At 51.8% G+C, this 26,118-nt stretch carries 27 protein-coding genes and 1 pseudogene; 18 read left to right on the top strand and 10 right to left on the bottom strand.

Annotated elements, in window-relative coordinates:
* Window positions 1–8: 8 nt before the first annotated feature.
* On the top strand, window positions 9–1,079 hold the full coding sequence (dinB, locus tag J0A68_RS19640) for a DNA polymerase IV (protein ID WP_317195134.1): 1,071 nt from the start codon (window positions 9–11) through the stop codon (window positions 1,077–1,079).
* A gap of 5 nt (window positions 1,080–1,084) precedes the next feature.
* Here dinB and J0A68_RS23185 read toward each other — a convergent pair.
* Window positions 1,085–1,345 (bottom strand): annotated as a pseudogene (locus J0A68_RS23185) (type II toxin-antitoxin system RelE/ParE family toxin); the annotation flags it as partial.
* 49 nt (window positions 1,346–1,394) lie between these two features.
* Window positions 1,395–1,604 carry a hypothetical protein gene (locus J0A68_RS19630; protein ID WP_206579952.1) on the bottom strand — a complete coding sequence of 70 codons (210 nt, stop codon included), beginning with the start codon at window positions 1,602–1,604 and terminating at the stop codon, window positions 1,395–1,397.
* Between the two features lie 246 nt (window positions 1,605–1,850).
* Here J0A68_RS19630 and miaB point away from each other — a divergent pair, with 246 nt between their 5' ends.
* From miaB to J0A68_RS19595, 7 genes are all read left to right on the top strand, one after another.
* Window positions 1,851–3,326 (top strand): tRNA (N6-isopentenyl adenosine(37)-C2)-methylthiotransferase MiaB, encoded by a 1,476-nt coding sequence (gene miaB / locus J0A68_RS19625; protein ID WP_206579951.1) that lies wholly within the window; start codon window positions 1,851–1,853, stop codon window positions 3,324–3,326.
* A complete protein-coding gene (locus J0A68_RS19620; RefSeq protein WP_206579950.1) occupies window positions 3,323–4,615 on the top strand; it encodes a sigma-54 interaction domain-containing protein in 1,293 nt (430 codons plus the stop codon). Before miaB ends, J0A68_RS19620 begins: the two co-directional genes overlap by 4 nt.
* Complete coding sequence (lptE, locus tag J0A68_RS19615) at window positions 4,602–5,138, top strand: LPS assembly lipoprotein LptE (protein WP_206579949.1); 537 nt, start codon at window positions 4,602–4,604, stop codon at window positions 5,136–5,138. The genes J0A68_RS19620 and lptE overlap by 14 nt, the downstream gene beginning before the upstream one ends.
* 30 nt (window positions 5,139–5,168) lie before the next feature.
* A complete protein-coding gene (locus J0A68_RS19610) occupies window positions 5,169–5,915 on the top strand; it encodes a DUF8458 domain-containing protein (RefSeq protein ID WP_206579948.1) in 747 nt (248 codons plus the stop codon).
* 10 nt (window positions 5,916–5,925) lie between these two features.
* Complete coding sequence (gene secG, locus J0A68_RS19605; protein WP_206579947.1) at window positions 5,926–6,285, top strand: preprotein translocase subunit SecG; 360 nt, start codon at window positions 5,926–5,928, stop codon at window positions 6,283–6,285.
* Window positions 6,286–6,411: 126 nt separating this feature from the next.
* Window positions 6,412–7,449 carry a serine hydrolase domain-containing protein gene (locus tag J0A68_RS19600; RefSeq protein WP_206579946.1) on the top strand — a complete coding sequence of 346 codons (1,038 nt, stop codon included), beginning with the start codon at window positions 6,412–6,414 and terminating at the stop codon, window positions 7,447–7,449.
* Between the two features lie 105 nt (window positions 7,450–7,554).
* Window positions 7,555–8,274 carry a head GIN domain-containing protein gene (locus tag J0A68_RS19595; RefSeq protein ID WP_206579945.1) on the top strand — a complete coding sequence of 240 codons (720 nt, stop codon included), beginning with the start codon at window positions 7,555–7,557 and terminating at the stop codon, window positions 8,272–8,274.
* A 23-nt stretch (window positions 8,275–8,297) separates the two neighbouring features.
* On the opposite strand, the gene J0A68_RS19590 is transcribed toward J0A68_RS19595, so the two are convergent.
* Both J0A68_RS19590 and J0A68_RS19585 read right to left on the bottom strand, forming a co-directional pair.
* The gene (locus J0A68_RS19590) at window positions 8,298–8,654 is read right to left on the bottom strand and encodes a hypothetical protein (protein ID WP_206579944.1); all 357 of its coding nucleotides are present in this window, start codon (window positions 8,652–8,654) and stop codon (window positions 8,298–8,300) included.
* Window positions 8,655–8,665: 11 nt separating this feature from the next.
* A complete protein-coding gene (locus tag J0A68_RS19585; RefSeq protein WP_206579943.1) occupies window positions 8,666–9,031 on the bottom strand; it encodes a hypothetical protein in 366 nt (121 codons plus the stop codon).
* A 135-nt stretch (window positions 9,032–9,166) separates the two neighbouring features.
* Here J0A68_RS19585 and J0A68_RS19580 point away from each other — a divergent pair, with 135 nt between their 5' ends.
* From J0A68_RS19580 to J0A68_RS19565, 4 genes are all read left to right on the top strand, one after another.
* Window positions 9,167–10,069 (top strand): bile acid:sodium symporter family protein, encoded by a 903-nt coding sequence (locus tag J0A68_RS19580; RefSeq protein ID WP_206579942.1) that lies wholly within the window; start codon window positions 9,167–9,169, stop codon window positions 10,067–10,069.
* Window positions 10,066–11,067, top strand: coding sequence for a 1-acyl-sn-glycerol-3-phosphate acyltransferase (locus J0A68_RS19575; protein WP_206579941.1), 1,002 nt, complete (start codon window positions 10,066–10,068; stop codon window positions 11,065–11,067). Before J0A68_RS19580 ends, J0A68_RS19575 begins: the two co-directional genes overlap by 4 nt.
* 106 nt (window positions 11,068–11,173) lie before the next feature.
* Window positions 11,174–12,268, top strand: a complete 1,095-nt coding sequence (gene hppD / locus J0A68_RS19570) for a 4-hydroxyphenylpyruvate dioxygenase (protein ID WP_206579940.1) — start codon at window positions 11,174–11,176, stop codon at window positions 12,266–12,268.
* Between the two features lie 97 nt (window positions 12,269–12,365).
* Entirely contained in the window at window positions 12,366–12,959 is a 594-nt protein-coding gene (locus J0A68_RS19565) for a DUF502 domain-containing protein (RefSeq protein ID WP_206579939.1), read from the top strand.
* 43 nt (window positions 12,960–13,002) lie between these two features.
* Here the strand turns inward: J0A68_RS19565 and J0A68_RS19560 are convergent, their stop codons facing one another.
* Window positions 13,003–14,757 (bottom strand): glycoside hydrolase family 2 protein, encoded by a 1,755-nt coding sequence (locus tag J0A68_RS19560; RefSeq protein ID WP_236025672.1) that lies wholly within the window; start codon window positions 14,755–14,757, stop codon window positions 13,003–13,005.
* Between the two features lie 80 nt (window positions 14,758–14,837).
* On the opposite strand from J0A68_RS19560, the gene J0A68_RS19555 reads away from it, so the two are divergent.
* Window positions 14,838–15,011, top strand: coding sequence for a hypothetical protein (locus J0A68_RS19555; protein WP_206579937.1), 174 nt, complete (start codon window positions 14,838–14,840; stop codon window positions 15,009–15,011).
* A gap of 65 nt (window positions 15,012–15,076) precedes the next feature.
* Window positions 15,077–16,807: a phospho-sugar mutase gene (locus J0A68_RS19550; RefSeq protein WP_206579936.1), complete on the top strand. Its 1,731-nt coding sequence runs from the start codon at window positions 15,077–15,079 to the stop codon at window positions 16,805–16,807.
* Window positions 16,808–16,946: 139 nt separating this feature from the next.
* Here the strand turns inward: J0A68_RS19550 and J0A68_RS19545 are convergent, their stop codons facing one another.
* Complete coding sequence (locus tag J0A68_RS19545) at window positions 16,947–17,891, bottom strand: succinylglutamate desuccinylase/aspartoacylase family protein (protein WP_206579935.1); 945 nt, start codon at window positions 17,889–17,891, stop codon at window positions 16,947–16,949.
* Window positions 17,892–17,969: 78 nt separating this feature from the next.
* Between J0A68_RS19545 and murB the strand changes: the two genes are divergently transcribed.
* Complete coding sequence (gene murB / locus J0A68_RS19540; RefSeq protein ID WP_206579934.1) at window positions 17,970–18,983, top strand: UDP-N-acetylmuramate dehydrogenase; 1,014 nt, start codon at window positions 17,970–17,972, stop codon at window positions 18,981–18,983.
* Here murB and J0A68_RS19535 read toward each other — a convergent pair.
* Window positions 18,980–19,462 (bottom strand): deoxycytidylate deaminase, encoded by a 483-nt coding sequence (locus J0A68_RS19535; protein WP_206579933.1) that lies wholly within the window; start codon window positions 19,460–19,462, stop codon window positions 18,980–18,982. The two genes, murB and J0A68_RS19535, sit on opposite strands and share 4 nt — an antisense overlap.
* A 137-nt stretch (window positions 19,463–19,599) precedes the next feature.
* Between J0A68_RS19535 and J0A68_RS19530 the strand changes: the two genes are divergently transcribed.
* The 3 genes from J0A68_RS19530 to J0A68_RS19520 all read left to right on the top strand — a co-directional run bounded on the left by J0A68_RS19530 (window position 19,600) and on the right by J0A68_RS19520 (window position 21,481).
* Complete coding sequence (locus J0A68_RS19530) at window positions 19,600–20,169, top strand: DUF4136 domain-containing protein (RefSeq protein WP_236025671.1); 570 nt, start codon at window positions 19,600–19,602, stop codon at window positions 20,167–20,169.
* Between the two features lie 294 nt (window positions 20,170–20,463).
* The gene (locus J0A68_RS19525; RefSeq protein ID WP_206579931.1) at window positions 20,464–20,820 is read left to right on the top strand and encodes a response regulator; all 357 of its coding nucleotides are present in this window, start codon (window positions 20,464–20,466) and stop codon (window positions 20,818–20,820) included.
* A 466-nt stretch (window positions 20,821–21,286) separates the two neighbouring features.
* Window positions 21,287–21,481 (top strand): hypothetical protein, encoded by a 195-nt coding sequence (locus J0A68_RS19520; RefSeq protein ID WP_206579930.1) that lies wholly within the window; start codon window positions 21,287–21,289, stop codon window positions 21,479–21,481.
* A gap of 305 nt (window positions 21,482–21,786) precedes the next feature.
* Here J0A68_RS19520 and J0A68_RS19515 read toward each other — a convergent pair whose 3' ends face one another.
* The 3 genes from J0A68_RS19515 to J0A68_RS19505 all read right to left on the bottom strand — a co-directional run bounded on the left by J0A68_RS19515 (window position 21,787) and on the right by J0A68_RS19505 (window position 25,985).
* Window positions 21,787–22,893: a glycerate kinase family protein gene (locus tag J0A68_RS19515; protein WP_206579929.1), complete on the bottom strand. Its 1,107-nt coding sequence runs from the start codon at window positions 22,891–22,893 to the stop codon at window positions 21,787–21,789.
* The gene (locus J0A68_RS19510) at window positions 22,890–24,245 is read right to left on the bottom strand and encodes an alanine/glycine:cation symporter family protein (RefSeq protein WP_206579928.1); all 1,356 of its coding nucleotides are present in this window, start codon (window positions 24,243–24,245) and stop codon (window positions 22,890–22,892) included. The genes J0A68_RS19515 and J0A68_RS19510 overlap by 4 nt, the downstream gene beginning before the upstream one ends.
* Before the next feature lie 147 nt (window positions 24,246–24,392).
* A complete protein-coding gene (locus tag J0A68_RS19505) occupies window positions 24,393–25,985 on the bottom strand; it encodes a beta-N-acetylhexosaminidase (RefSeq protein WP_206579927.1) in 1,593 nt (530 codons plus the stop codon).
* Window positions 25,986–26,118: the final 133 nt, after the last annotated feature.

Raw genomic sequence — 26,118 nt, 5'->3', positions numbered from 1 at the left:
CCCCGCCCGTGCGAAAAATCATCCATGTGGACATGGATGCCTTCTATGCCTCCGTGGAGCAGCTGGACCATCCGGAATGGCGGGGAAAACCGCTGGTGGTCGGAGGAAATGAAGCTCGGGGCGTGATCGCCGCCGCCAGCTACGAAGCGCGGAAGTTTGGTATATTCTCCGCGATGTCATCCGTCCTGGCAGCCAAGAAGTGTCCACACCTGATTTTCGCCCGGCCCAGATTTGAGCGCTATCGGGAGATCTCACTTCAGATTCGGGAGATTTTCTACGAATACACGGACCTGGTCGAGCCGCTTTCCCTGGACGAAGCCTTCCTGGACGTGACCGAAAACAAACCCGGACTCAAGTCCGCCATCCTCATCGCCAAACAAATCCGGACCAAAATCAGGGAGAAGACCGGCCTGAACGCTTCGGCGGGCGTGTCCTACAACAAGTTTTTGGCAAAAACCGCCTCGGATCTCAACAAGCCCAACGGACAAGCGGTGATCCTACCGGAAGAGGCCGAGGCCTTTTTGGAAAAATTGCCGATCGGGAAATTCTTCGGCATAGGCAAGGTGACCGCGGAAAAGATGCAGAAGCTGGGCATCCACAACGGACTGGATCTGAAGCAATTTTCGCTTCAGTTTCTGACGAAAAAATTTGGCAAATCCGGCCTCCACTACTTCAACATCGTACGCGGAATCCATCTCTCCGCCGTGCAGCCCCACCGGGTGAGAAAGTCGCTGAGTGCGGAAAACACCTTCGAAAAAGACCTGATCACCCCCAGCGAAATGGAGGAAAACCTCCGGCCCATCTTTGACGAGGTCATCCGGAGGATCGAGAAGAGCGACATCAAGGGCCGAACCGTCACGCTAAAAATCAAGCATTCGGACTTTACGCTCCAGACCCGAAGCAAGACGCTGGACCAATACCCCAACCCGGAGCAAATCTGGGAAGTCGCGCTGGAGCTATTGGGACAAGAGGAAGTACCCAAACCCGTCCGGCTGCTGGGCCTGGGGCTTTCAAACCTTAATATCACAGAAGAGCAGGTGCATTTTGGGGAGCAGCTGAAGATTCCTTTTGAAGGATAGCCTCTTTATTTGTTCTGGATGTCAGACGGATTCCGGCTCGTATGAAAGATATCCAAGACGTTGATCCTATCCTCCTTGACTTCATAGATAATCTTGTAGCTCCACACAATTTTGAATCGAAATTCTCCCTCAAAATTCTCCAAACACGGCTCGAGGGATCCTTTTTGTGGAAACGGAACGAGTGACCTAACCTCCCTTACGATTCTGTCTCTTACCTTGGTGGCAGTTTCTAGAGAAGCCCTAAATCGAAGGAAGAAAAAAATGCTTTTTAGGGAGTTTTTGCCTTGTTATCCCAAAAAATCCTCCGCTCGACCACTACCAGTTTTTCATTTCCTCTTCCAACTCATCCATTGATGTATGCTCTCCAGCGTCCACTCGGGCTCGGGCTTCAGCGATCCTTTTGATCAAATCAGATTTATCCATGGGAGCACCCGATCCAGTCAGATCTTCCGAAGTGTAATCCTTTGCTACTTGCAGCAAAAGCTCCAAGAGCTCCAGCTCTCCATTGTCTATAAAAGCTTTCAATTCGTCCTTTATTTCTGAGACCGCCATGGCATTTTTTTCTCAAGTTAATGAAATCATAGCTGCTTATTAAGCAAAGCCAGACTTTATCAGACTGCGAAAAGTTGAGAAAGACAGCAGAACAAAAACAGACTACCTCTGCCATTTTGTCCGCATTTTCTTAATTTTGCAACCTGACGGGCGGTTTGCGGGTTTGATTAGTTTCGACTCCATCAGACGCCCCCCCTACTTTCGCAAAAACTCCAGTTCATGGATCTGATTAAAGACATAGATATCATCTCTGCCGAAGAGGCACAAGCCTGTGATTTCAAGACTACCCTCGACGAAAACACCGGCAAATCCAAAAAACTCTACATCGAGAGCTACGGCTGCCAGATGAACTTCTCCGACTCGGAGATCGTCGCCTCCATCATGAAGGAAAACGGTTTTGACACCACCTCAGACTTCGAGCAGGCCGACGTGATTTTTCTCAATACCTGCTCCATCCGCGAAAAGGCCGAGCAAACCGTCCGCAAGCGGCTGAGCCAATTCAACCAAGCGAAAAAATCAAAGCCCGAACTTACCATCGGCGTGCTGGGCTGCATGGCGGAGCGCTTGAAGGAAAACCTGCTGCAGGAGGAAAAAATCGTGGACGTGGTCGTAGGCCCGGATGCCTACCGAGACCTTCCCAATCTCGTCTCCGCAGCCGAAGAAGGCCAAAAAGGCGTCAACACCTTCCTCTCCCGGGAGGAAACCTACGCCGACATCGCGCCCGTCCGTCTCAATTCCAATGGCGTCACCGCCTTCATCTCCATCATGCGCGGCTGTGACAACATGTGCTCCTTCTGCGTGGTGCCTTTCACCCGAGGCCGGGAAAGAAGCCGGGATCCCCAGTCCATCGTGGCTGAGGCCCAAGACCTCTTCAGCAGAGGCTACCGCGAGGTCACTTTGCTGGGCCAAAACGTGGACAGCTACAAGTGGTCTGCAGAGGAAAACAACAAAGCCCGACTCAACAAAAAGGAAGGCGAGATCGCCGAGGTTGTCAATTTTGCCCATCTACTGGAAATGGTCGCCCAAGTCAGCCCGCTTCTCCGCGTGCGCTTTTCCACCTCCCATCCCAAAGACATCACAGATGAGGTCCTTCACACCATGAAGAGATACGACAACATCTGCAAATACATCCACCTCCCTGTGCAAAGTGGCAACAGCCGCGTGCTGGAGCTCATGAACCGCACCTACGATCGGGAATGGTACCTTGACCGGGTACGCGCCATCCGCGAGATCCTTGGCGAGGAATGCGGCATCTCTTCCGACATGATCGCCGGCTTCTGCTCCGAGACCGACGCAGAGCATCAGGACACGCTCACGCTCATGGACATCGTGAAGTACGACTTCTCTTACATGTTCTTCTATTCCGAGCGTCCGGGTACTTTGGCTGCGAAAAAATTTGAAGACGACATCCCGCTGGAGACCAAAAAGAGAAGGCTTGCCGAGATCATCGAAAAGCAAAACGCTTTGTCCTACGAAAGAAACCAGCTTGACCTTGGCCAGGAGCAACTGATCCTCATCGAGGGTACCGCCAAGAAATCCGAGCAGCAGCTCAAGGGAAGAAACTCCGCCAACAAGGTCGTGATCATCCCGGCCGACCGGGCAAAAAAGGGCGACTACGTCAAAGTGCGGATCACCGAGGCCACCCAGGCCACGCTCTTCGGAGAGGTGCTGGAAGTAAATCCCGTCATGGCATGATCACTCCCGCGGAAATCCAAAGCGTCAAGCAGCGCTACGGCATCATCGGCAACAGCCCCTTGCTCAACCAAGCCATCTTGGTCGCCATGCAGGCCGCGCCGACGGACATGACCGTGCTGATCACCGGAGAAAGTGGCAGCGGTAAGGAAAGCTTTTCCAAGATCATCCACTCGCTTTCCCTGAGAAAACACGGAAAGTTCATCGCCATCAACTGCGGCGCGATCCCTGAGGGGACGATAGATTCGGAGCTTTTTGGCCACGAAAAAGGATCCTTCACCGGAGCGCATGAGGCAAGAAAAGGCTACTTCGAAGTCACCGACGGCGGGTCTATCTTCTTGGACGAGATCGGCGAAATGCCCCTCGGCACCCAAGCCCGCTTGCTCCGCGTATTGGAAAACGGCGAGTTTATCAAAGTAGGCTCCTCCAAAGTCCAAAAGACCAATGTCCGCGTGATCACCGCCACCAACGTCAACCTGCTCAAGGCCGTCGAAAAAGGCAAGTTCCGCGAAGACCTCTACTACCGGCTAAACACCGTGCCCATCTTCGTGCCGCCCCTGCGGGAGCGCGGAGAGGATGTAGTGCTGCTCTTCAGGAAGTTTACGGGGGACTTTTCGGAAAAATACCATGTCAAGCCCATCAGCTTGGATGCAGATGCCCAAAACATCCTGATGCGCTACGGCTTTCCCGGCAACATCCGCCAGTTGAAAAACATCGCCGAGCAGATCTCCCTTTTGGAAGAAAACCGGGATGTCAACGCCCAGACGCTCTCAAAATATCTTCCAGCAGAGAGCAGCGCTAGTCGTCTTCCGATGGCCTTGGGGTCGGGCAGCTCGGGCGACCACATTGACTTTTCCGAGCGGGACTTGCTATACAAGGTTCTTTTTGACATGAAAAAGGACATGAACGACCTGAAGAAGCTGGTCCTCGAATCCTACCAAAACGGGGGGATCAACTCCACCATCATGCAAAAGCACCAAGGTCTTTTCGAAGATATGGATTCGGGTTTTTCCCAAAAAGAGCCCATGGAAAGCAACCCCTCCTACTCTGTCCCGCTGGTGCTGGAAACCCAGAAAAGCAACGCCCTCAACAACGAGGACTACGAAGAGGAATCCATCGAGGACATCGTGCACGAGGAGGACGACAATTCCCTTTCTCTGGAAAAAAAGGAAAAGGAAATGATCGTGCGAGCGCTCCGCAAGCACAACAACAAGCGAAAATACGCGGCCAGCGACTTGGGCATATCCGAGCGTACGCTTTACCGAAAGATCAAGCAGTATGAGATTGAATAGACGGATTTTGCCCCTACTGTGCCTGATCATGCTCGCCCTACAGGCCTGCTCGGTCAAGTACAGCTTCACCGGCACCAACATCAACTACGACGTGGTGAAGACCTTCTCGGTCGAAAACTTCTTCAACGACTCCGGCGGAGGCCCGCCAAACCTGGAGCAGCGCTTTACCGAAGCACTGAAGGAATACTATCAGCGAAACACCCAGCTGGAACTGATCAAGACCAACGGTCAACTGCAGTTTGCCGGGGCGATCAGCCGCTACTCGCTGACTCCCCAGGCAGCCGTGTCCAGCAACGACCCCAACCTGCCTGACCGCGCCGGCCAAATGCGCCTGACCATCACCGTCGAGGTGGAATACATCAACCTGACCAACGAGGAGGAAAGCAAGAAGCAGCCCTTTACCTTCTTCAAGGATTACGATCCGAGAAACGTCACCTTGCTGGACGTGGAGAGCCAGCTGGTAGAGGAGATATTCGAAGTGATCATCCAGGATATCTTCACCGCCACCGTGGCTAACTGGTAATTTTGCTATATTCAAACCAAAACCCAGCCTGTGAACGCCTCCCAATTCCTTGATCTCATCCAAAAAGCCGACCATCTGGACAAGGGCGATATGCTCCAGCTGAAAAAAGTCCAGGAGAACTTCCCCTACTTCCAGATTCCGCATGTGTTGGCGGCAAGGTATGAGCACCTGAGAAGCAAAGGAAAAAAAAGCGGGAATCTCGCTCAGGCAGCGATCACCAGCCCTGACCGGATTTGGCTGAAGGCCTGGCTGGAGAGACCCCAGCTGCAAGCTGGGACCAGCGAAGCGCCAGGGGAAGACCTGCTGCCGGAAAGCCCAGAATCCTCGCCAAGTGCCGCCAAACGAACCCAAACCCTCAAATCCCTGGGAGAGGAGCTCAAAAAGCCGACGGTGGCAGCCTTGGAGCCCAAAGCGGAGAAACCGAAAGCAAAAAAACGCGCCACTCCCAAGGAAGACCTGATCGAGACCATCAAGCGAAAGGAAAAAAAGGCCATCCTCGACGCCAAGAAAAAGGAGCAGATGGATCTCATCAAAGCCTTTAGCAAAAAAGACATCAAACTCGCTACCATCAAGGAAATCGAGGCCAATCAGAACACTGAAAACCTCGCCGAATCCAGCACCAAGCTCAACGACAACCTGCTCTCGGAGTCCTTTGCCAAAATCCTGATCAACCAAGGAAAAAAAGGCATGGCGAGGGAAATTTATGAGAAGCTGGCTTTGAAGTTTCCCGAGAAAAAAACTTACTTTGCGGACTTGATTGAAAAACTGAAAGAATAATTTAACACATATGTTTACAGTATTGATTACGATTATTTTGATTTTGGCTATACTGTTGATCCTGGTGATCCTGGGCCAAAATTCAAAAGGCGGAGCCGGAGCGGCTTTCGGAGGTAGTGCCTCACAAATCATGGGCGTGACCCGCACCGGCAACGTGCTGGAAAAAGCCACTTGGGTGCTTGCAGTTTCCATCTTGGTTTTGTCCTTGGTTTCGTCTGCGTTCTACACCAACAGCCAGCCCAACCAGTTCTCCTCTCCTAACATCGAGAGTGCCAAGCAGCAAGTCGTTGCTCCGGCATTTGGAGATCAAAGCCTCCTTCCTGCAGCTGACAGCGCGGCAGCGCCTGCTACAGACTCCACAGGAAACTAATCCTCAAGAGAAACCACACAAAGTCCCGCCCCGAGCGGGACTTTTTTTTTGCCCATATCACGGCTTTTTCAGAAACTAGCCCCAGCCCACGGAATTTCCGTACTTTGGAAGAAATACAGCAAACCCATGAAAGCCAGTCTATTACTGCTTTTTCTGAATCTAGCGCTTAGCTCAACCACATTTCCGCAGGAAAATCCCATCACAGCTGGCATCGCCAAGCTGATGGAGGAAAAGCAAGTCCCGGGAATATCCTATACCTACCTCGAGCAAGGCCAGGTGAAGGACAGCTTTGCGCTGGGCGTAACCAACCAAGACGGCTCCGCAGTCGACCAACATACCGTCTTTTCCGCTGCATCGCTCAGCAAGCCGGTTTTCGCTTATCTCGTCATGCAGCTCGTGGATGAAGGGCTGATCGAGCTGGACAGCTCCCTCTCCAGCTACTACACTTACCCTGATATACAGGATGAGCCGGAGTATCGCCTGGTCACCGCCAGGATGGTGCTCAGCCATAGCAGCGGCCTCCCAAACTGGCGAAATGGAAAACTCAAGTTCAAGTACAGGCCGGGGGAAAGGTTTAGCTACTCTGGGGAGGGCTATGTCTGGCTGCAGCGTGTAGTCGAGCATCTCAAGGGAAAACCGCTGGAGGACTTGGCCCAGCAGTATGTCTTCCAGCCCTTGGGCATGACTCGAAGCAGCTATGTCTTTCTGCCTGCTTTCGAGGAAAACCACAGCCTTTCCTTCAAAAAAGACGGCAAGCAGCAGCCCAAAAACAAGATCCAATCCGCCAATGCGGCCGCCTCGCTCCAGACCACTTCGCGGGACTTCGGGATTTTTCTGGAAGCGCTGCTTTCCGCAAAGCATATCAGTCCGGAGCTTCACCGGTTGATGTTTGCACCCCAAGTCCCAGTGGATCCCAAGCAGGGACAAGACCAAGAGCTCTTTTGGGGGCTCGGCGTCGGAATCCAAGTCACCTCGGCAGGAAAGCAGATTTTCCAGTGGGGGGACAACTACACCTTTCGAGGCTATTTCACCGCCGATGTGGAAAACAGAAATGCGGTAGTATATCTGAGCAACAGCGAAAACGGGCTAAAGCCGGTTCGGGAGCTTGTAGACCTGGTCTTGGCCGATCCCCAGCCCGCCTGTGACTGGATGGATTATGACTAAGCAGGCAGGAGCCGGCTCGCGATTTTTATGATTTTCGCCGGAACATAGCTAACTTCCAGAGGGAAATGACAAAAACAGCCTTCCCCGATCTAGCTTCACTATCCTATGAAATCCATCCTGGCGACTTTCAGCTTTGCGCTGCTCCTTGCGTTCTCGGCCTGCACGGCCAATTTTTCCTCCAAAGAATCCGACAACCAGATCACGGAGGAGCGCGACTTGGACCATGTGACCCAACTCTATGTAAGCGGGATTTTCAACCTCTATCTCTCGCAGGGCGACAAGCCTTCCCTGCGGATAGACGGCGATGAGGAGCTCGTCAAAAAGCTCAAAGTGGTGCAAGACGGGGAAAAGCTGGAGCTGAAGTTTGAAAAGATCAAAAACAACCTTTTTGGCGACTCACGTCCAGACGTCTACCTGACACTGAGCGAACTGGAGCATCTGGAATTTGACGGGGTGGGAAACATCAAATCCCAAAACTCCTTCCAAGTGGACAAAATCCGCCTTGAGGGAAACGGAGTCGGAAATATCCTCCTGCAGTTTGACGCACAGGAGATCGATGCGGAATTCAACCTGATGGGCAACATGACCATCAAGGGAAATTCCAAAATGATCAAGCTCGAAAACGAAGGGATAGGCAATATCGAAGCCTCCGGACTCATGGCAGAGGAGATGACCCTCACCAGCAATGGCATCGGCAAAGTCGCCGTCCACTGTACCGGAGACTTGTCCATCACAGTCAATGGAATAGGTGCCGTGAGCTACACCGGCAATCCCAACGTGATCAAAGAGGAGATCAACGGGATAGGAAAGGTGAGCAGAAATTAAGGCCAGTTCGCTAAGCCAGTGGGCTAAGAACCACAAGAGTACTCGGAGGCCTCCCAGATCACTTTTAGATTTTGGATATCCTCCCCAACACTGTCGCTCCGCCCCAGCTCGTTACCGGCACAGTCATATACCATCGGAGGCGTCATACTGCAATAGGGACAGCAGCTATTGAAAATAAAAACCGTCTTAGCACCGTACTGACCTGAGAGAAGATAGGAATATCTCTTCCCTATTTCAGACTTCTCCAATCCCTCAATTTGCTCAGCGAGCCAAGGAATCTCAAATACATTGTCGACATCGCAACCTGCCTCCGGCTTAAGATCATCTTGGCAGGAAAAGACAACAGCTGCCAAAAAAGAAAATAGGAAAAAACGCTTCATGGTTCCTTTGGCTAGATATTACAGGAGTTGTTGGACGACTTCCAGATCACTTTCCTATCGCTGATGTCATCCAGGGAAATCCCACTCGACCCAAGCGTTCCCAGTGTATTTCCTCCACAGTCAAAAATTGGAACAATGGTGTTGCACATCGGACAGCAGTTTTGAAGCAAGAAGACAGTCTGCGAATGATAAGTCCCTGTGGAAATATACCAATAATCCCGGCCAAGCTCCGTACTCTCCGTTTCGGCTATTTGCTGTTGAATCCAAGGCATCTCCAGCACATTGTCCATACCGCAGGCTCGGATCGGATCAGAATCATCTGAGCAGGAAAAAGTAAGCAGTCCTAAAAAAGCGAAAACGTAGAGCAGTTTCTTCATGGCTATCTGGCTAGTTCTCTAACGACACGGCCACAAAGGGGTAATCGCTACAATCGGGATTAAAAATTTAAGGAGAAAATCTCCCCCTACGAGATATCGTTTGCTTATTTCGCCATTTCCCGTGATTTTCGTGCGATGACCCCAGCCAATCCGCTTGATGCGATCCGCCTGAATTTTTCCCCAAACGACCTGCTCCTGCTCAACTTGGCCCTGGCGCTCATCATGTATGGGGTGGCGCTGGACCTACGCTGGGCTGATTTTCGCTACTTGGCCCGAAACCCCAAAGGCTTCATTTTGGGTGTCTTTTCCCAGTTTTTACTCTTGCCTTTTCTGACCTGGGCACTGGTATCCGTCATCGATCCCCCACCCAGCGTGGCCCTGGGAATGATCCTCGTCGCCGCCTGTCCGGGAGGCAACGTTTCCAATTTCCTCACCAATCTGACCAAGGGAAACACCGCCCTCTCGGTGAGCCTCACCGCGTTTTCCTCCGTGTCGGCCATTGTGCTTACCCCGCTCAACTTCTCGCTTTGGGCCGGACTCTACGCACCCACGGCCGGTCTTTTGAAAGAAATCGAACTCAACATTTCCGAGGTTTTCTTCACTGTGGCGGTCATTCTGGGCATCCCCTTGATCCTCGGGATTCTTACCCGACAGTTTTTTGACAGCATCGCCACCCAGGCATCCAAAATCCTCAAGCCCCTCAGCATCCTGATTTTCGCGGCCTTTGTGGTCTTGGCTTTCTCAGGAAATTTTGACCTATTTGTCAAGTACATAGGCCAGATCTTCCTCTGGGTTTTGGCCCACAATCTCATCGCACTCTCCGCCGGATTTCTCACGGGAAAATTGGGCAAACTGCCGCTAGCGGACGTAAAAACCCTCACCATAGAGACTGGAATCCAAAATTCCGGCTTGGGGCTGGTGTTGATTTTTACTTACTTTGAAGGCCTCGGCGGCATGGCCATCATCACCGCCTGGTGGGGCATCTGGCATCTCATCTCGGGAATGTCGATTGCCACCTTTTGGAAGAAACTTACATGAAGAACCTTTTCAATGCCATCCTCCGCCTCCTTGTAAAAGTGGCGCTGCATGGTTATTTCAAAAAAATCATCGTCGAGGGCAAGGAAAACCTCCCCAAAAACCGTCCGGTGATCTTGGTAGCCAACCACCAAAACGCCCTCATCGACCCCTTACTTTTGGCGACGCACACCCGGCTCAACCCCTGGTTTCTCACCCGTGCGGCCGTATTTACCAATCCCTTTGTCTGCAAGCTCCTCCACCTGATCCGCATGCTCCCGGTGTATCGGCTGCGGGACGGCTTTTCCACCATCCAGCAAAACCAGCAGACCTTCGACGACACCTACGAAGTGCTGCGTGAAAACGGCACGGTCATCATCTTTGCCGAAGGCAGCCACAGTCTCATCCGCAACCTGCGTCCGCTGAGCAAGGGATTTACCCGGATGGCTTTTGGGCTGAAGGAAAAATACCCCGAGCTGGAGCCCGTGATCTTGCCCGTGGGCCTCGGGTTTAGCGCGCATAAGCGCTCTGGTTCTATCGTACGGATCACTTTTGGCAAGACCATTCCTGTGGACATGCCCCCCGCCCAGTCCGGCAAACTGACCAAAACCGTGGAAAAGGCCCTCCGCACGCTCGTGGTGGACATCCCCAGTGAGGACTATGACGCCACCCTCGCCCGGCTGATCGCCCATGAGGTCGATCTGACTTCCAAAACTGACGTGGACACCTTCCTGGAGACAGGCGAAGTTCCCCGTCCGGTCGGCACCGTCAATGGCCTGGGCAACAAGCTGATGAAAATCTTCAACTTCCCGCTTTATTGGCTTTGGCAGCTGAAAAAACCCGGGGTAAAAGACGAGGTGTTCAGCTCGACTTGGAAGTTTCTGATCGGATTTACGCTGGCCATGCCTTATTACTTCCTCTTGCTTTGGCTGACGATGGACACCGCTGTAGGGAGCTGGGGATTGACCTTCCTGATCCTGGCCTGGATCACGCTCTGGAAAAATAAAAACCCGCAGGAGTGAGCCGGAAGGACTCGGCTTCGGGGCTAAAAAAGAATTGAGCTCTCCCAAATAATCTTTGGCAATGTTTTTAACTTTGGGAAGTACCCAAACCCAAATTTAACTGATCATGACCCAAGATTTCCTCCCCCTCAACGGGACAGACTACGTGGAGCTCTACGTCGGCAATGCCAAGCAAAGCGCGCTCTACTATCAATACGCCTTCGGATATGAGCTCATCGCCTACGCCGGGCCCGAGACCGGAGTCCGTGACCGCGCCTCCTACGTCCTCAAGCAGGACAAGATCCGCCTTGTGCTCACTTCGCCGCTGAGCGCTGACCACCCTATCTCCCAGCATATCCTCCGTCACGGGGACGGCGTGAAAGTCCTAGCCCTCTGGGTGGATGATGCGGAAAAATCCTGGAAGGAAACCACCTCCCGGGGGGCGGAGTCCGTTGCTCCGCCACAGGTCCTCAGCGATGCCCATGGCGAAGTGAAGACTGCTTCCATCAAAACCTACGGAGAGACGATCCACACGTTTGTGGAAAGAAAAAACTACGCTGGCGTCTTCCTTCCTGGCTTTCAGCCCAAAAAAAGCAATTTCGCGAGCAAAGGAATCGGACTGAAATACATTGACCACTGTGTGGGAAACGTGGAGCTTGGAGCGATGAACCGCTGGGTGGAGTTTTACGAAAACGTGATGGGCTTTAAGCTGCTCCTGACCTTTGACGACAAGGATATTTCCACCGAATACTCCGCCCTCATGTCCAAGGTCGTCTCCAATGGCAATGGCTACATCAAGTTCCCGATCAACGAACCTGCGGAGGGGAAGAAAAAATCACAGATCGAGGAGTACCTCGATTTCTATGGTGGGCCGGGCGTGCAGCACATGGCCATCGCGACGGATGACATTTGCCATACCGTGAGCGAACTGAGGAGCCGCGGAGTAGAATTCCTCGAGGTGCCCGCCTCCTACTACGACGACCTGCTGGATCGGGTAGGCCAGATCGACGAAGACATCGAGCCGCTCAAAAACCTAAATATCCTGGTGGATCGGGACGAGGAAGGCTACCTGCTGCAGATTTTCACCAAACCCGTACAGGATCGCCCTACCCTCTTCTTTGAGATCATCCAGCGCAAAGGAGCCAAGTCCTTCGGCAAAGGGAATTTCAAAGCCCTTTTCGAAGCCATCGAGAGAGAACAAGCGCTGCGGGGAAACCTTTGAGTCCGACTCACCAAAGCAAAGCCAGACAGACCTCCTGCTCTGGCTTTTTTGTTTTCATTCTGGGGGAAAACAGATATTTTCATACAAAACAGGCACTATGAAAGTCTTTATTTCCATTATTTCCCAGACGGTAAAGGGAGGTGTTTTTTTCCTGCTCCCACTAGTCATCGTGATCATGCTGCTGAAGAAAGCGGTGGAACTCATCCTTCCACTCGCCCACTTCATCAATAAGCAAATCCCCTTTCAGCTCCCCTTTTCCGCGATGGCATTGAGCGTGATCCTCCTCGTCTTGATTTGTCTTGGAGCGGGCTGGCTGGCTAGGCTTGGCTTCGCCAAAAAACTGATTCTGGTTCTAGAAGAGAACTTTCTGATGTTATTTCCCGGCTATCAGCTGATGAAAAACAGCTTTGAGTCCAAGATGGGTCTGGACTCGGAAAAAGAGTATCCAGTCGTGCTGGTGCCGATAGACGGCTGGATGATCGGCTTTTTGGTCGAGGAGCTCAACGACACCGAGGTCATGGTGTTTATCCCATCCGCACCGAGTTCCTGGGAGGGAAGCTTGGTCATTTTCGAAAAATCCCAAATCAAACACTCCAAACTCAAGCCGGGAGACATTATGGCGATCATGAAGCGTCTAGGCGTGGGAGCCAAAGCAGCTTTTGAAAACCAAACAAAAAAGCCTTCCCAGTGATCTGGGAAGGCTTCCAAAGGAGCAGACCTTAGTCCATCCAAATCTACTTATACAACTTCTGGTGCATTTTGCTCAGTTCCTCTACGGGAATCTTGATGATCTTTCGGTCGTAGGTCATGATGCCGTTGGTTTCGATTTCTACATCGGTGGTTTGGGTGTAGATCGCTGCGGCCAGTCCCAGTGGGATAAGCTCCGATAGGTCCTCCATCAGGATGGCATAGCGCGCCTTCAGCTCGTCCATCGTCGTGAAGCTCTGATATCCCCAATTGTCCTTCAGCTGCCAGGTGTGTCCCTCGATCGGCAAACCCAGTCCCCCAAACTCACCAAGAACCAGCACGGTCTTTTCCCCAAAAATAGCCGGATCGGGCATGACCGGATCCGGATAGTTGTGTAGATCCATGATGTCCCCGACCAGGGTCGATCCCTGCTGCATCTCAAAGTTGCCCCCGCTGGCGCTGTTGATCAACCTGCTGGAGTCCAAGTCCCGGGTCAGCTGGACGATTTCCGTAGTCTTAAACTGCCCCCAAGCCTCGTTAAACGGCACCCACACCACGATGGACGGGAAGAACTTGAACTCGTTGATGATTTCTTCCCACTCGGTCTTGAAGATTTCCTCGGACTCCGGCGTACGTGCCTTATTCATGCCCTCTCGGATGATGCCGGGGCGCACCTCCCATCGATTGCCCATGTCGCCACTCGGCATGTCCTGCCACACCAGCATCCCGAGCTTGTCTGCGTGGTAATACCAGCGGGCAGGCTCGACTTTTACGTGTTTTCGGATCATGTTGAAGCCCATCTCCTTGGTCTTCACGATGTCGAAAAGCAGGGCTTCGTCCGTAGGTGCGGTGTAGAGCCCGTCAGGCCACCAGCCTTGGTCCAAGGGACCGTATTGGAAGAGTGCTTTTCCGTTTAGGAACATGCGCTGGTGTCCATCCGCTCCTTTTGCCATGCGGATGTCGCGGTAGGCAGCATAGGACTTGACCTCTTCGATCAGTTTTTTTCCCTGAAAGAGCTTGATCGAAACCTCATAGAGGGTGGGCGAATCCGGGGACCAAGCCTTGGGATTGGAGATTTTCACCGGAGCGGGCTGATTGGCTGCGGCTTTGAAGGAAGCCAGAACCTGGCCGGCCTCCATCAGGCTGACCTCCACTTCCTGGCCGGCTTGGGCGTTTTTGATTTCGGGGTAAAAGATCTGGCTTGAATTTTCCCAGTCCGTATTGGAGTAGCTGGAGGCAATGTAGGATTCGGGCACAGCCTCTAGCCATACGGTTTGCCAAATGCCCGTCACGGGCGTGTACCAGATTCCCTTCGGATCTTTCACCTGCTTGCCGCGAGGCTGGGGGCCGGAGTCGCTGGGATCCCATACGCGAACGCGGATTTTCTGGGATTTCCCTTTGGCCAAAAATTCGGTGATGTCAAAGGCGAAGGCATCGAAACCTCCCTGATGCTTACCTACCTGTTTGTCGTTGACCCAGACTTCCGCTTCCCAGTCCACGGCGCCGAAGTGGAGCATCACCCGCTTTCCCTTTCTATCCACACCCAGGTCAAAGCTGCGCTCATACCAGAGCTCGTTGTCAGGGCCGACGGTCTTCTGTACTCCGGAGAGCAGGGATTCCACGGCAAATGGCACGGTGATCTTTCCGGCGAAGCCAGTCTCCGGACTGCTTCCTTTGGGCAAAATGGCAAAATCCCACTGGCCGTTGAGGTTTTGCCAGGCTTCCCTCACGAGCTGTGGGCGTGGGTATTCCGGCAGGGGTGCGTCTGGATTGAGCTCCTCCGCCCAGGGTGTTTTAAGCATGGTTTGTGAAAAACCGCTGAAGCTGAGGGCTAGCAGCGCAAAAAAGAAAATTGCTCTCATAGATAAAGTCTGAAATGTGATTGCCTGAACTTATTGAAAATGAAACCAAAGAACAAACGGATTTAAAGAATCGGTTTTCTCCGATTCCGGTTTTCACAAAAAGACAGAAATCAGCCTCTGAGCCAAGTAGATCATTATCAACACAAAACAAAATGAACCACCCTGCAGCTGCTGAAATTGTTGGAGATCATTGAATGGACGAGATGGCATTTTTTGACATTTTATATATCTTAGAACCACACTGAAATTTTTAAACGAAATGAGTTCTATTGACCCTGCAATCCTAGGCAAGGCCCAAAGCTGGCTGGACGGAAATGTGGATGCCGACACCAAAGCATCGATCAAAAAACTAATCAACGACAACCCCACAGAACTGGTCGATTCTTTCTATCAGGACTTGGAGTTTGGTACGGGCGGCCTGAGGGGACTAATGGGGGTAGGTTCAAACAGAATGAACGTCTACACCGTCGGCATGGCCACGCAGGGACTGGCCAACTACCTGCTCAAGTCTTTTCCAGGGGAGGAAATCAAGGTAGTGATCACCCACGACTGCCGGATCAACAACACGCTTTTTGCCAAAACCACCGCGGATGTCTTCACTGCCAACGGCATCAAAGTGCTCTATTTCCGTGAAATGAGGCCTACCCCGATGCTTTCTTTCGCAGTACGCCACTTCGGCTGCAAAAGCGGCGTGATGATCACCGCCTCCCACAATCCCAAAGAGTACAACGGCTACAAGGCCTATTGGGAAGATGGAGCACAGGTCGTCGCCCCCCACGATACCAACATCATCAAGGAAGTGCAGAAAATCACTTCCTTTGACCAGGTCAACTGGAACAAAAACGACAATCTGCTGGAGTATATCGAGGATGATTTTGACAAAATCTACCTGGATCTCGTCAAAGGCCTCAGCCTCTCTCCAGATGCGATCCAGGCGCAAAAGTCCATGCCGATCGTATTCTCTCCCATCCACGGGGCATCCGGAAAGATGGTCCCTGCCGCTCTGAAAGCCTTTGGTTTTGAAAACGTGCACATCGTCAAGGAGCAGGCCGAGCCAGATGGCAACTTCCCAACCGTCATTTATCCCAACCCAGAAGAAGCGGAAGCCCTCACACTCGCCGTAGCCTTGGGCCAAAAGGTGAATGCCGAACTGGTGCTCGCCTGTGATCCGGACGGAGACCGCTATGCCGCCGTGATTCCCAACGAAAAAGGCGAATACGAACTGCTCAACGGCAACCAGACCGGCGCCATGATCAGCTATTACCTGCTGAACAAATGGAAGGAAGCTGGCAAGCTGGATGGCAACCAGTTCATGGTCAACACCATCGTGACCACGGAGCTGATCAATACCATCGCGGCCGGCTTTGGAGTGCCCTGCTACAACGTCCTGACCGGATTCAAAAACATCGCGGCCGTCATCCGCGACTTGGAAGGCAAGGCGACCTTTGTCGGCGGTGGAGAGGAATCCTACGGCTATCTGGTCGGCGACTTCGTGCGTGACAAGGACGCAGTGAGCGCCGCGGCTATTTTCGCGGAGCTGGTGGCCTACTACAAAACCAAGGGAATGACAGTGGTTGACCTGATGGCGGAGATTTACTCCAAATTTGGGTTCTACAAGGAGTCGCTGATCTCCGTGACCAAAAAGGGAAAAGACGGTGCGGAACAGATTCAGGCCCTGATGAATGGGTTCAGAAGCAACCCTCCTTCCCAAATGAACGGCGTCGATGTGGAGCGCGTAGTGGATGTCAAAAACTCCACGATCACCCACGTAAAGAGCGGCAAAGTCGAAAAGCTCGACATGGACAAGTCCAACGTGATGCAGTTTTACCTCGCGGATGGCAGCAAAATCTCCGCAAGGCCCTCCGGCACCGAGCCAAAGATCAAATACTACTTCTCTGTCAACGCTCCCTTGGCTTCCCCCTCGGACTATAGAAAGGTCGAGGCGACGCTGGTGGAAAGACTGGAAGGACTGAAAAACTACTTCAGCTAAGCTGAGGTTTTTCTCCTGCAAACAAAAAGCACCGTCAAAGCGGTGCTTTTTGAATTTACATCCAGTCTGTCTAAAGACAAGCCACTCAGAAAACTCCCCCGGACGGACTGTTGACCGTGTAATGTCGACCGTTGACCAATTATTCCTTTCCGATGTGCAGGATGGCGTCACCCACGTTGATCACGGGATTGTTGTTCACGCCGATCACATGGCCATTGGTCGTGGCTTTGACCGGAACGATCACTTGGCCATAGGGGTCGGAAATCCTCGCGACGATCTGTCCCTTTTTCACCGAATCCCCAAGCCTCACCGAGGAGTAAAAAATCCCCGAGGCTTTGGCCCTAGTCCATTGGCTTTCCTTCAGCACAATGGTTTCCTGTGGCAACTGGGGCGAATCGATCATTTCCAAATGGTTCAGAAGACGTTTGGTGCCGCTGATCCCCTCCTCTATGGCGTAGCTGTCGAGCCGCATCGATTCCCCACCTTCAAAGACCAAAAGGTGTTTCCGAGCCTTGTAGGCCGTTTTGCGAAAGGACTTTTCGATGTGCTTGGAATTGACCACGAAGTGGGTCCCAAAAGCTTTGGCCAGTTCCAAGCCCACTTTGTCCTTGAAGTCTACCCGAATTTGGGGATGGTTGGAAAGCATGCGCCCCCCGGTGTGGAAATCTATTCCAAAGTCGATCTGCGGGATGATCTCCTCGTTCAGGATATAGGCGATGCGGGAAGCCAGAGAGCCTTTTTTGCTACCCGGGAAGCTGCGGTTTAGATCTCTTCCGTCCGGGAAAGTCCGGCTGTTGGAGAGAAAGCCGTAGATATTGACGAGCGGGATGATAATCAGCGTCCCTTTTTGAAGCTCCAGTCCCTGGTCAAACTCCTCCAGCAGCTTCTTGGCGGTGACGACCCCGTTGATCTCATCCCCGTGTACGCCTCCGGAAATCAGCACCACAGGGCCCTCGTTTTTGGAAGAGCGGATGAATATGGGCAGGTCAATGAGTGTGTGAGTAGGCAGCTTGGCAATGGGCAATTCGATGTTGACTGACTGGCCGGGTCGGACTCGAACGCCGTTGATCTGGACTTCTTTCATGAAATGGGGCTGGCAGAATGGGGATTCATTTCACTTTGGCTCAAAATCTTGCTTATTTCGCAGGACAAGCCAAGGCTCATGAAGATACAAGAAAACATTTCCCTAAAGTCCCTCAACACATTCGGATTTGACCAAAAAGCGCGTTTTTTTACCGCAATTGGCACTGTCGAGGATCTGAAAAAGGCGCTTACTTGGGCGAGCGAAAGGGCTACGGAAGTGTTGATCTTGGGCGGAGGCAGCAACTTGCTCCTACGCGGCGATTTTGAGGGCCTGGTCATCAAGATAGAACTAAAAGGAATCCAGCCAGTTGGGGAAGACCAAGACCATATCTGGGTCAAAGTAGGCGCAGGCGAGGTATGGCAGGATTGGGTTTCCCACGCGATCGCCCAAAACTGGGCCGGTGTCGAAAACCTTTCCCTTATTCCCGGCACGGTGGGCGCATCCCCCATGCAAAATATCGGCGCCTATGGCGTGGAGATCAAGGAGATCTTCGAAAGCCTGGAAGCGCTCAACCGAAACACCCTGGAAATGGAGACGTTCGACGCGGCCGCCTGCAGCTTCGGCTATCGGGAGAGCGTTTTCAAAAACGTGCTGAAAGATCAATACATCATCTGTTCGGTCACATTCAGGTTGAAAAAGCATCCAGAGTTTCACATCGAGTATGGCGCGATCCAAGATGTTTTGAAGGCCAAAGGCGTGACTGAGCTCAGCATCGCTGCGATCAGTCAAGCCGTCATCGAAATCCGACAATCCAAACTTCCCGACCCAAAGGAAATCGGCAATGCGGGCTCGTTTTTCAAAAACCCTACGATTTCAAATGAGGAATTTGAATCCTTAAAACAGCAATATCCCCAGATCCCCGGCTACCCCAATGAATCCGGAGTGAAAGTACCCGCTGGCTGGCTCATTGAGCAAGCGGGCTGGAAAGGCCAACGCACCGGCGAAGTCGGCGTCCATGGCAAGCAGGCCTTGGTTTTGGTCAACTATGGGAAAGGCAAAGGGACAGAGATCGAGGCCTTGTCCCAAAAAATCAGACAGTCAATCCGGGAGAAGTTCGGAATAGAGCTCCATCCCGAGGTGAATTTCATTTAGATCAGCTGATCCTGCACTTCGAGTTCCTTGGAGTATTTCTCTACTTCCACCCCAAATTTCCTCAGAAAATCCACGCCCTCGTCGCTTCCTATGCCTTTGTACTCCGCATAGGAAAAGAGGTAGACGACCTTGGAAATCCCCATGGAAAAGATAATTCTCGAACAGGCCAGGCAGGGAGAAAGCGTGACGTACAGCGTCGATCCTTCTACCGAGGTATTGTTTTTCACCGCATAGAGGATGGCGTTTTGCTCGGCATGAAGCGCCAGGGAGCAGCTCCCCTTACTGTCGCGGGCACAGCCCGACTCCGGAAACTCCAAGTCACAGTTGTGCGTACCGGCAGGAGGCCCATTGTAGCCGATAGAAATGATGCGGGTTTCCTTGGTCAAAACCGCCCCTACGTGCTTTTTGATGCAGTGGGAGCGCTTGGCCAGATTCACCGCCAATTCCATGAAAATATCGTCAAAATCAGGTCTGCTCATGAAAATCAATTTGGCAAAAATAACAATCCTGCCCTTTGTCGGGAAAGATTTCCGAATAAAGGCTTTGCTTTTTCCGTTAAGGAAGAAAAACTATCTTCATTAAGCTTATGAGTGCCAAAACCCCAAATCGCCCACAATTGACAAAGAAAATCCATCCTCTGCTCCTGGTCTGCTTCGTCTTGATGTTAGCATCCTGCAGCTCGATAGAAATATTCAAGGAAAACACAGAGATCCCCATGGCTCGGCCCTACCAGACCTTTGTGATTGTCAACAAGGAACTGGGGATGAGAGGCTTTTCTTCCCAATTCTTGGATGAAATGGTGCAGATTCAGATGCAGGAAACATTGGAAGAAGCAGGCATGGTGTACGATGCCAAGCAACCGGATCTGGTGATCCGCTACAATTCCAACGAAGATCCACGACAGCGCGAAACCGTCAACAATCCCAACCCCTATCCCTACTGGGGCTATCGGGTGTACGACCCTTGGATGTACAATCCCTACAACATGCCCAGAGTCACCACCAGCAGCTATGAGCTTCTGCAAGTCATCGTGGACTTCATTGACCCCGCTCGAGACAAGTTTCTGATGACCCTCACCGGGGTGACCGAGGTAAGCAGTCCAAAATACAAGGAAAAAAAGGTCAGAAAGACACTTGACTCCGTGCTCAACTCCTTCCTAAACCAAAACCAGGCAGCCGGAAAATAACCTTTTCCCTGCGCCTCAGAAACGGAATTGTCGCTCGACTGACTTCGGCAAAAACTTGGAACTACTTCAAGACAGATTTTTTCCGATGCCCATTCTCTTTTTTCCGAGAGCAAGTATCGAAATTCCGCCCAAACACCTTCGTTTTTTTGGTATATTAGAAGGGAGGAAAAAAGCGGGCAGGCGATTTAGCCTCTATTCACGATTTGTTTTATGGCAAAGTATTTGTAGAACTTAAAATTAGCTATACTTTTGTGTAGCTATTTATGCATTTCACCACTGGAATTTTGCACTTTGATGTTAACGATTGTTCTTATAGACGATGATCCCATCAGTTCTTTTGTCACTGAAAAACTGATCTCCAAAAACGTGAAGGAGCCATGTCAGTTTTACAAATATCAAAGTGCCAAATTAGCCCTCGAAGAGATCAACGGCATCCGTCCAAACTACCTCTTTTTGGATCTGAATATGCCCGAAATGAACGGATGGGACTTTCTTGACCTGTTCAAACCAGACTACCACGATCCCCAGATCTATATCCTGAGCAGCTCTGTGGACGAAAGGGATATTACCAAAGCAAGCCAATACCAAGTAGTCAAGGAGTACCTCTCCAAGCCCTTGATCAAGAAATACATCAAATCCATCTTTAGCTGAACGGAATCCCCTTTAGCTTTCGGTTTCCAGACGTCCGCGCAAATCCCCGCCGCGGACTTTTTCTTTGCTGAAAAACCAAACTACTTTGCTACCCTGAATCATAAAAAAAACCGGAAGCCAAAGGCGAGTATACAAGGGCGGCTCCACTCCACGACCTGTGTATAAGCGTTTCTTTTTGGGGAGCTTCTCCCCACTTTGCCCCGAAGAAAAAATCGACTTTCGGTGAAAGAGAGGATCTGCCAAATAAGATTTCAAAGAAAACCTATCTCAGTTTTCGGCCGGAAAACGAGTTGGCGTCTTTTAAAGTATGGCCGAGACGACTGACGAGCTTGAACCTTTTGGGTCACAGCCTGAACTCAAAAAAATGGATTGTGAATCAAAAAAATTAAAGTTGTCCCTATTGGTGTATTTAATTTTTTGCCTTATTTCGTAACGAGTAAACCAATAAAACCCCTTTAAAACAGCCATGGAGGATTTTGAAGAAGATTTCGATGACATTGACGATTTCGAAGACGAAGAGGAATTCGATGACGAATTTGAAGACGAATACGATCTGGACGAAGAAAGCGATCTGGACAACATCGTAGACTTTGACGAAGAAGACGAAGATTTCGACGATGAGGATTTTGAGGACGATGACTTTGAGGACGACTTGGATTAATTCACACTAATCCACGCGGTCGAAGCGCTTATGCTTTGTAAAATCGGCGCTCGGTTTTATCTTCGCACATCAATCCCGAATTCAAAATAAAACAAATGATACTACTAGATGTTTTCAGCTCGCCTATCATGTCAGGAGCCCAGTTGTTTCTGCTGATTGTGTGTACCCTTATTGGACTTGGAGCGGGGCTTTCCGCGATGGACGTGAGAAGCACTTTCTCCAAGAAAAAGAAAGCTGATCATTGATCGATTTACGATACGTTTAAAGGAGGCTTTGGCCTCCTTTTTTTTTGACCTCACTTCCCCCTACAGAAGCTTCCCTTCCGCCATTGCTTGGGAGACCACCTTTTTGAGATTTTCGCGTGCACGCTCCCGAAAGTCAACACGGGAAAAGTCCAAAGACGGAAGCTCCAACACCACGTCGAATCCCGAGTCCCGCGCGCCTTGGCCTGAGGTGATCAGCGCGGTCTTTTTGTCAAGCGTTTTCGCAAGTCCCAGCAACTCGTAACTAGCCTTGCCTTGATCACTCTGGGAGTCATACTGCCCCTCCCCGGTGACAATCCAGTCAGACCAAAGGACTTTTTCCCTCATCTCTACCAATTCGAAAAAATAGGATGCTCCAAACCTGATCTCGCTTGGGAAGAAAAAAGACAGTCCCAACGCCACTCCGCCAGCCGCGCCAAAACCTGGACTATCCACCCAATCCCTCTTTGACTTCCGAATCAAGAGATCAAGCACACGCTCGCAATCCTTATGAAATTCATGCATTTGATCTTCTTTGAGTCCTTTTTGGGGACCAAAGACAGGGACCGCACCCTCGGCTCCCAAAAAGGGATTTCTCACATCGCAAAGCAGCGTAAAAGCAATAACCGGAACTTGCGGAGAACGCTGTATATGCTGGATTTTTCGGAGATAGCCCGGGGAAAAGGCGGGGATTTCCCGCCCATTTTCGTCCAGAAACAAAACTCCCAGCGCGGAGAGGATGCCAATCCCCATGTCCACCGTCGCACTTCCACCCAGACCCAAAATGACCTCTTTGGCTCCATAGTCCACGGCCGCCCGTATCAGCAGGCCCGTACCGAAAGTGGAAGTGATATAGGGATCTCGTTGGTGTTTGTCCAATACACCAATACCAGAGGCTGTGGAGATATCCAGATAAGCCTTCAGTTCGACCGGATCCCAGCCAAAATACCCCATGGCCCCCTGCCCTACGGCATTGAGAGTTCTCACAGGCACCTTTTCCAAACCCAAAGAATCGATCAGGAGCTGACAGGTGCCGTCTCCCCCATCTGCCACGGGCTGCTGCAGGCAGTTTGTCCCTGGCCTTTTGTTGATCTCACCGGCGATGAGAGTCGCCGCATCGTCAGCAGCTATCGTTCCCTTGAAAGCGTTCGGAGCTATCAGGAAATTCATTGCTTCTCCGCCTTCATCCGGGTAAAATAATCCTTGGTCGCCGCACGGACCTTGGGTGACAGGTACAGCGCCGCTATCATATTGGGAAAAGCCATGATGGCATACATCCCATCTACCAGGCTGACGACCACCTCCAGGCTTACCACAGCGCCGACCACGATGGTCGCGAGGTAAAAATAGTTATGAAAATGGGCCTTGTCTGCTCCAAAAAGGTAACTCGTACACGTTTGCCCATAGTAGGAATAGGTAAACATCGTGGACAGCGCAAAGACCAAAACCGAAAGCATCAGCAGGTATTTCCCGACGCCCGGGATCCCAGTCTCAAAGGCCTCAAGGGTCAGTCTTACGCCATCATTTTCCGTGTTTTCCCACACTCCGGTCACCAAAATCACCAGCGCGGTCAACGTACAAACGATAACCGTATCCACAAAGGGCCCAAGCATCGCTATCAGTCCCTCGCGGACCGGCTCCCTGTTTTTGGAAGCGCCATGCACGATCGGCGCGGTACCGATCCCTGCTTCGTTGGAAAAAGCCGCCCTCCTTGCACCGGTGATGATCACCGCACCGACGGCGCCGCCCATGACGGCATTCCCAGTGAAGGCATCCACAAAGATCAGTTTGAACATCTCCGGCACCCGATCTAGGTATTGGAAGACGATGATCAAGACCGTGATCATGTACACCGCCACCATGAAAGGAACCAGCTTGGAAGCTACTGAGGCAATACGCTGAATTCCTCCCAAGATCACCACCGCGGTGAGCCCCATCATACCAAAGCCGATGATCCATCTGTTGCGGACCGTCTCCTCCATCGTGTCGGGCTCGATCAATACCGCCTGGATCACTGCCGTGAGTTGGTTTGCCTGGAAGATGGAAAGCAGGCCGATCACTCCCGCCACACAAAAAATGACGGACAAAAACTTCCATTTTTTGCCCATGCCCTCTTCGATAAAGTACATGGGGCCGCCCTGGATTTCCCCAGCGCTGTCCTTGCCCCGGTACATGATCGCCAAAGTACAGGTGTAAAACTTCGTCGCCATTCCCACAAAGGCAGCAACCCACATCCAAAAAAGCGCGCCAGGCCCGCCCATGTTGATGGCAATGGCCACTCCCGAAATGTTGCCCAAACCTACCGTAGCGGCAATAGCCGAGGACAGCGCCTGGGCAGAGGAAATCTGGCCTGGGGCCAAATCGTCGTCATATTTCCCGCTGAGCAGCTTGATGGCATGTCCCATCCGGAGAAAAGGAACAAAGCCCGAATGGACCAAAAAATACACGCCGCCGCCCAAAAGCAAAATCAGGATTGGTGGCCCCCAAATCCAGTTGCTGAACTCTATGATGATGTTTCCCATTGATCTTTCTTGTGTTGCCCAGGCGATGCCTGCCTTGGATTAGTATTCGATAATAGGCCCAATTTTGCCAAAATCAAAAATTACCCCGTCTAAGAAAAAACAACCCGAAGCTGTAGCCAGCCTCGGGTCTAATGAATGCTCGATTTCCTACCAAGTCACTTTGGGAGAGCGATAGAAGCCTACTCCCTGAATGTCCCACCGCTTTCCGTGGACGGGAACACGCTTAGCGTAGCTGTCCCAGCTTCTTCTTTCCTTTTTGGTCCAAGCCACCTCAGCAATAGCGCTCAGTCTGGGAAAAGCGAGGTAGTCAATGTCGGCACGGTTGGTCACCGTTTCGGTCCAGAGTGGAGCCTCCACGCCCAAAATATCGGCAGCGGTAAACCCTTCGATGAGCTCTGTCGGTTCCCATGAATACGCGGCATCCAAATCCACATACCCGGCCCAGTGCAGGCCGATGCGGGACGTGCTGTCATACTGCATGTCTAGGTACACACGGGTATTTGGCGACATGAGGATCTGATTGCCCTGCGCTTTGGCCAGTTTTGCGTTTTCGTCCTCTCTAGACCAGTATTGGGCGATATTTCCCGGAAGGAGTTTAGCAGTAGCCACCTCATCCCAGCCTATACTGGTCTTTCCGTATTTGGAAACAATGTCTTGGACACGCTCCACAAAGTAGATGTAGTCGTCCTTTTCGGTCACATGGGACTCGTCCCCGCCGATGTGAAAGTAGGGCCCGGGAGTGATCTCTGAGATCTCTCGCACCACACTGTCCACAAAAGCATACGTCAATTCCAGATCGGAATCAAAGGTGCTCCAGCCCACCTCGATCCCTGTGTAGAGCTCAGAGGCTTGGCGGACATTCACCTGCACTTCGCGTTCGGGAGTCTTGGTCACCGTGGTCAGGTCTCCGTCGGGCAAGTTGATCCCAGGATTGAGGTCGCCGTAGGAAGCCAGTACCGCATTGGTATGGCCGGGCATATCCACCTCTGGCACTACGGTAATGAAGCGCTCGGCTGCATAGGCCACGATCTCCTTGTATTCCTCTTGGGTATAAAACCCTCCTTCCCCTCCGCCTACTTCGGTACTCCCACCGACCTCGGTCAGCCTAGGCCAAGACTTGATCTCGATTCTCCAGCCTTGGTCATCTGTCAGGTGAAGGTGAAGGTAATTCAGCTTATAGGCAGCCATCTGGTCGATGTAGTACTTGACGTCCTCCAGGGAGATAAAATGGCGCGCCACATCCAGCATGGATCCTCGGTAGGAAAATGAAGGCTCATCCTTGATGCTTCCGCCTGGAATGGTCCACTGCACCGATTGCACGGCACTATGGGCAATCTCCTGGGGCAAAAGCTGAAGCAGTGTCTGCACGCCATAAAACAAGCCTGCTTCTCCATCGGCGCTGATCTTTACTTCGTCCCCAGTGACCTCGATCTCATAAGCCTCGGAGCTTCCAATGCCCGTCAGTTCCAAAACTATCTCCCCAGACTCATTGGAAACAGGAAGGTCAAATCCGGTCGCCGGCCGAAGCTTGCTGGCCAAGTAGTTGCCGATCTTGGTCAGCTTTTCTCCTGATCCTACCAGCTGGATGCCCATCTCTGGGCTCAGGTCAAAGCTTCCCGATCCATTGGCAAGCTCTTGGGGCAGGGGGATGATGGCCGAGTCCGAAAATGATGGGGTCTCCTTACAGCCCCCCATGGCAAGTGTACCTGCAAGCAGCAGCGTCCAGATTGTTTTTTTCATTTTAAGTGATTTTGGATAAACTTAATTGAAAATTTTAGAAATCTATTTTCCACAAACCAAATTAATTTTGAAATTAGCCGCGATCAAATCCTGCGGACAAAAGCTCTTTCGGCAAAGTCCTCCGAGTAGGAAA

It is taken from the genome of Algoriphagus oliviformis, assembly GCF_017254915.1.
GTDB classification, from domain to species: domain Bacteria; phylum Bacteroidota; class Bacteroidia; order Cytophagales; family Cyclobacteriaceae; genus Algoriphagus; species Algoriphagus oliviformis.
Note: the sequence above shows the minus strand (reverse complement) of the source record. Positions and strands in the feature narration are given on the sequence as shown.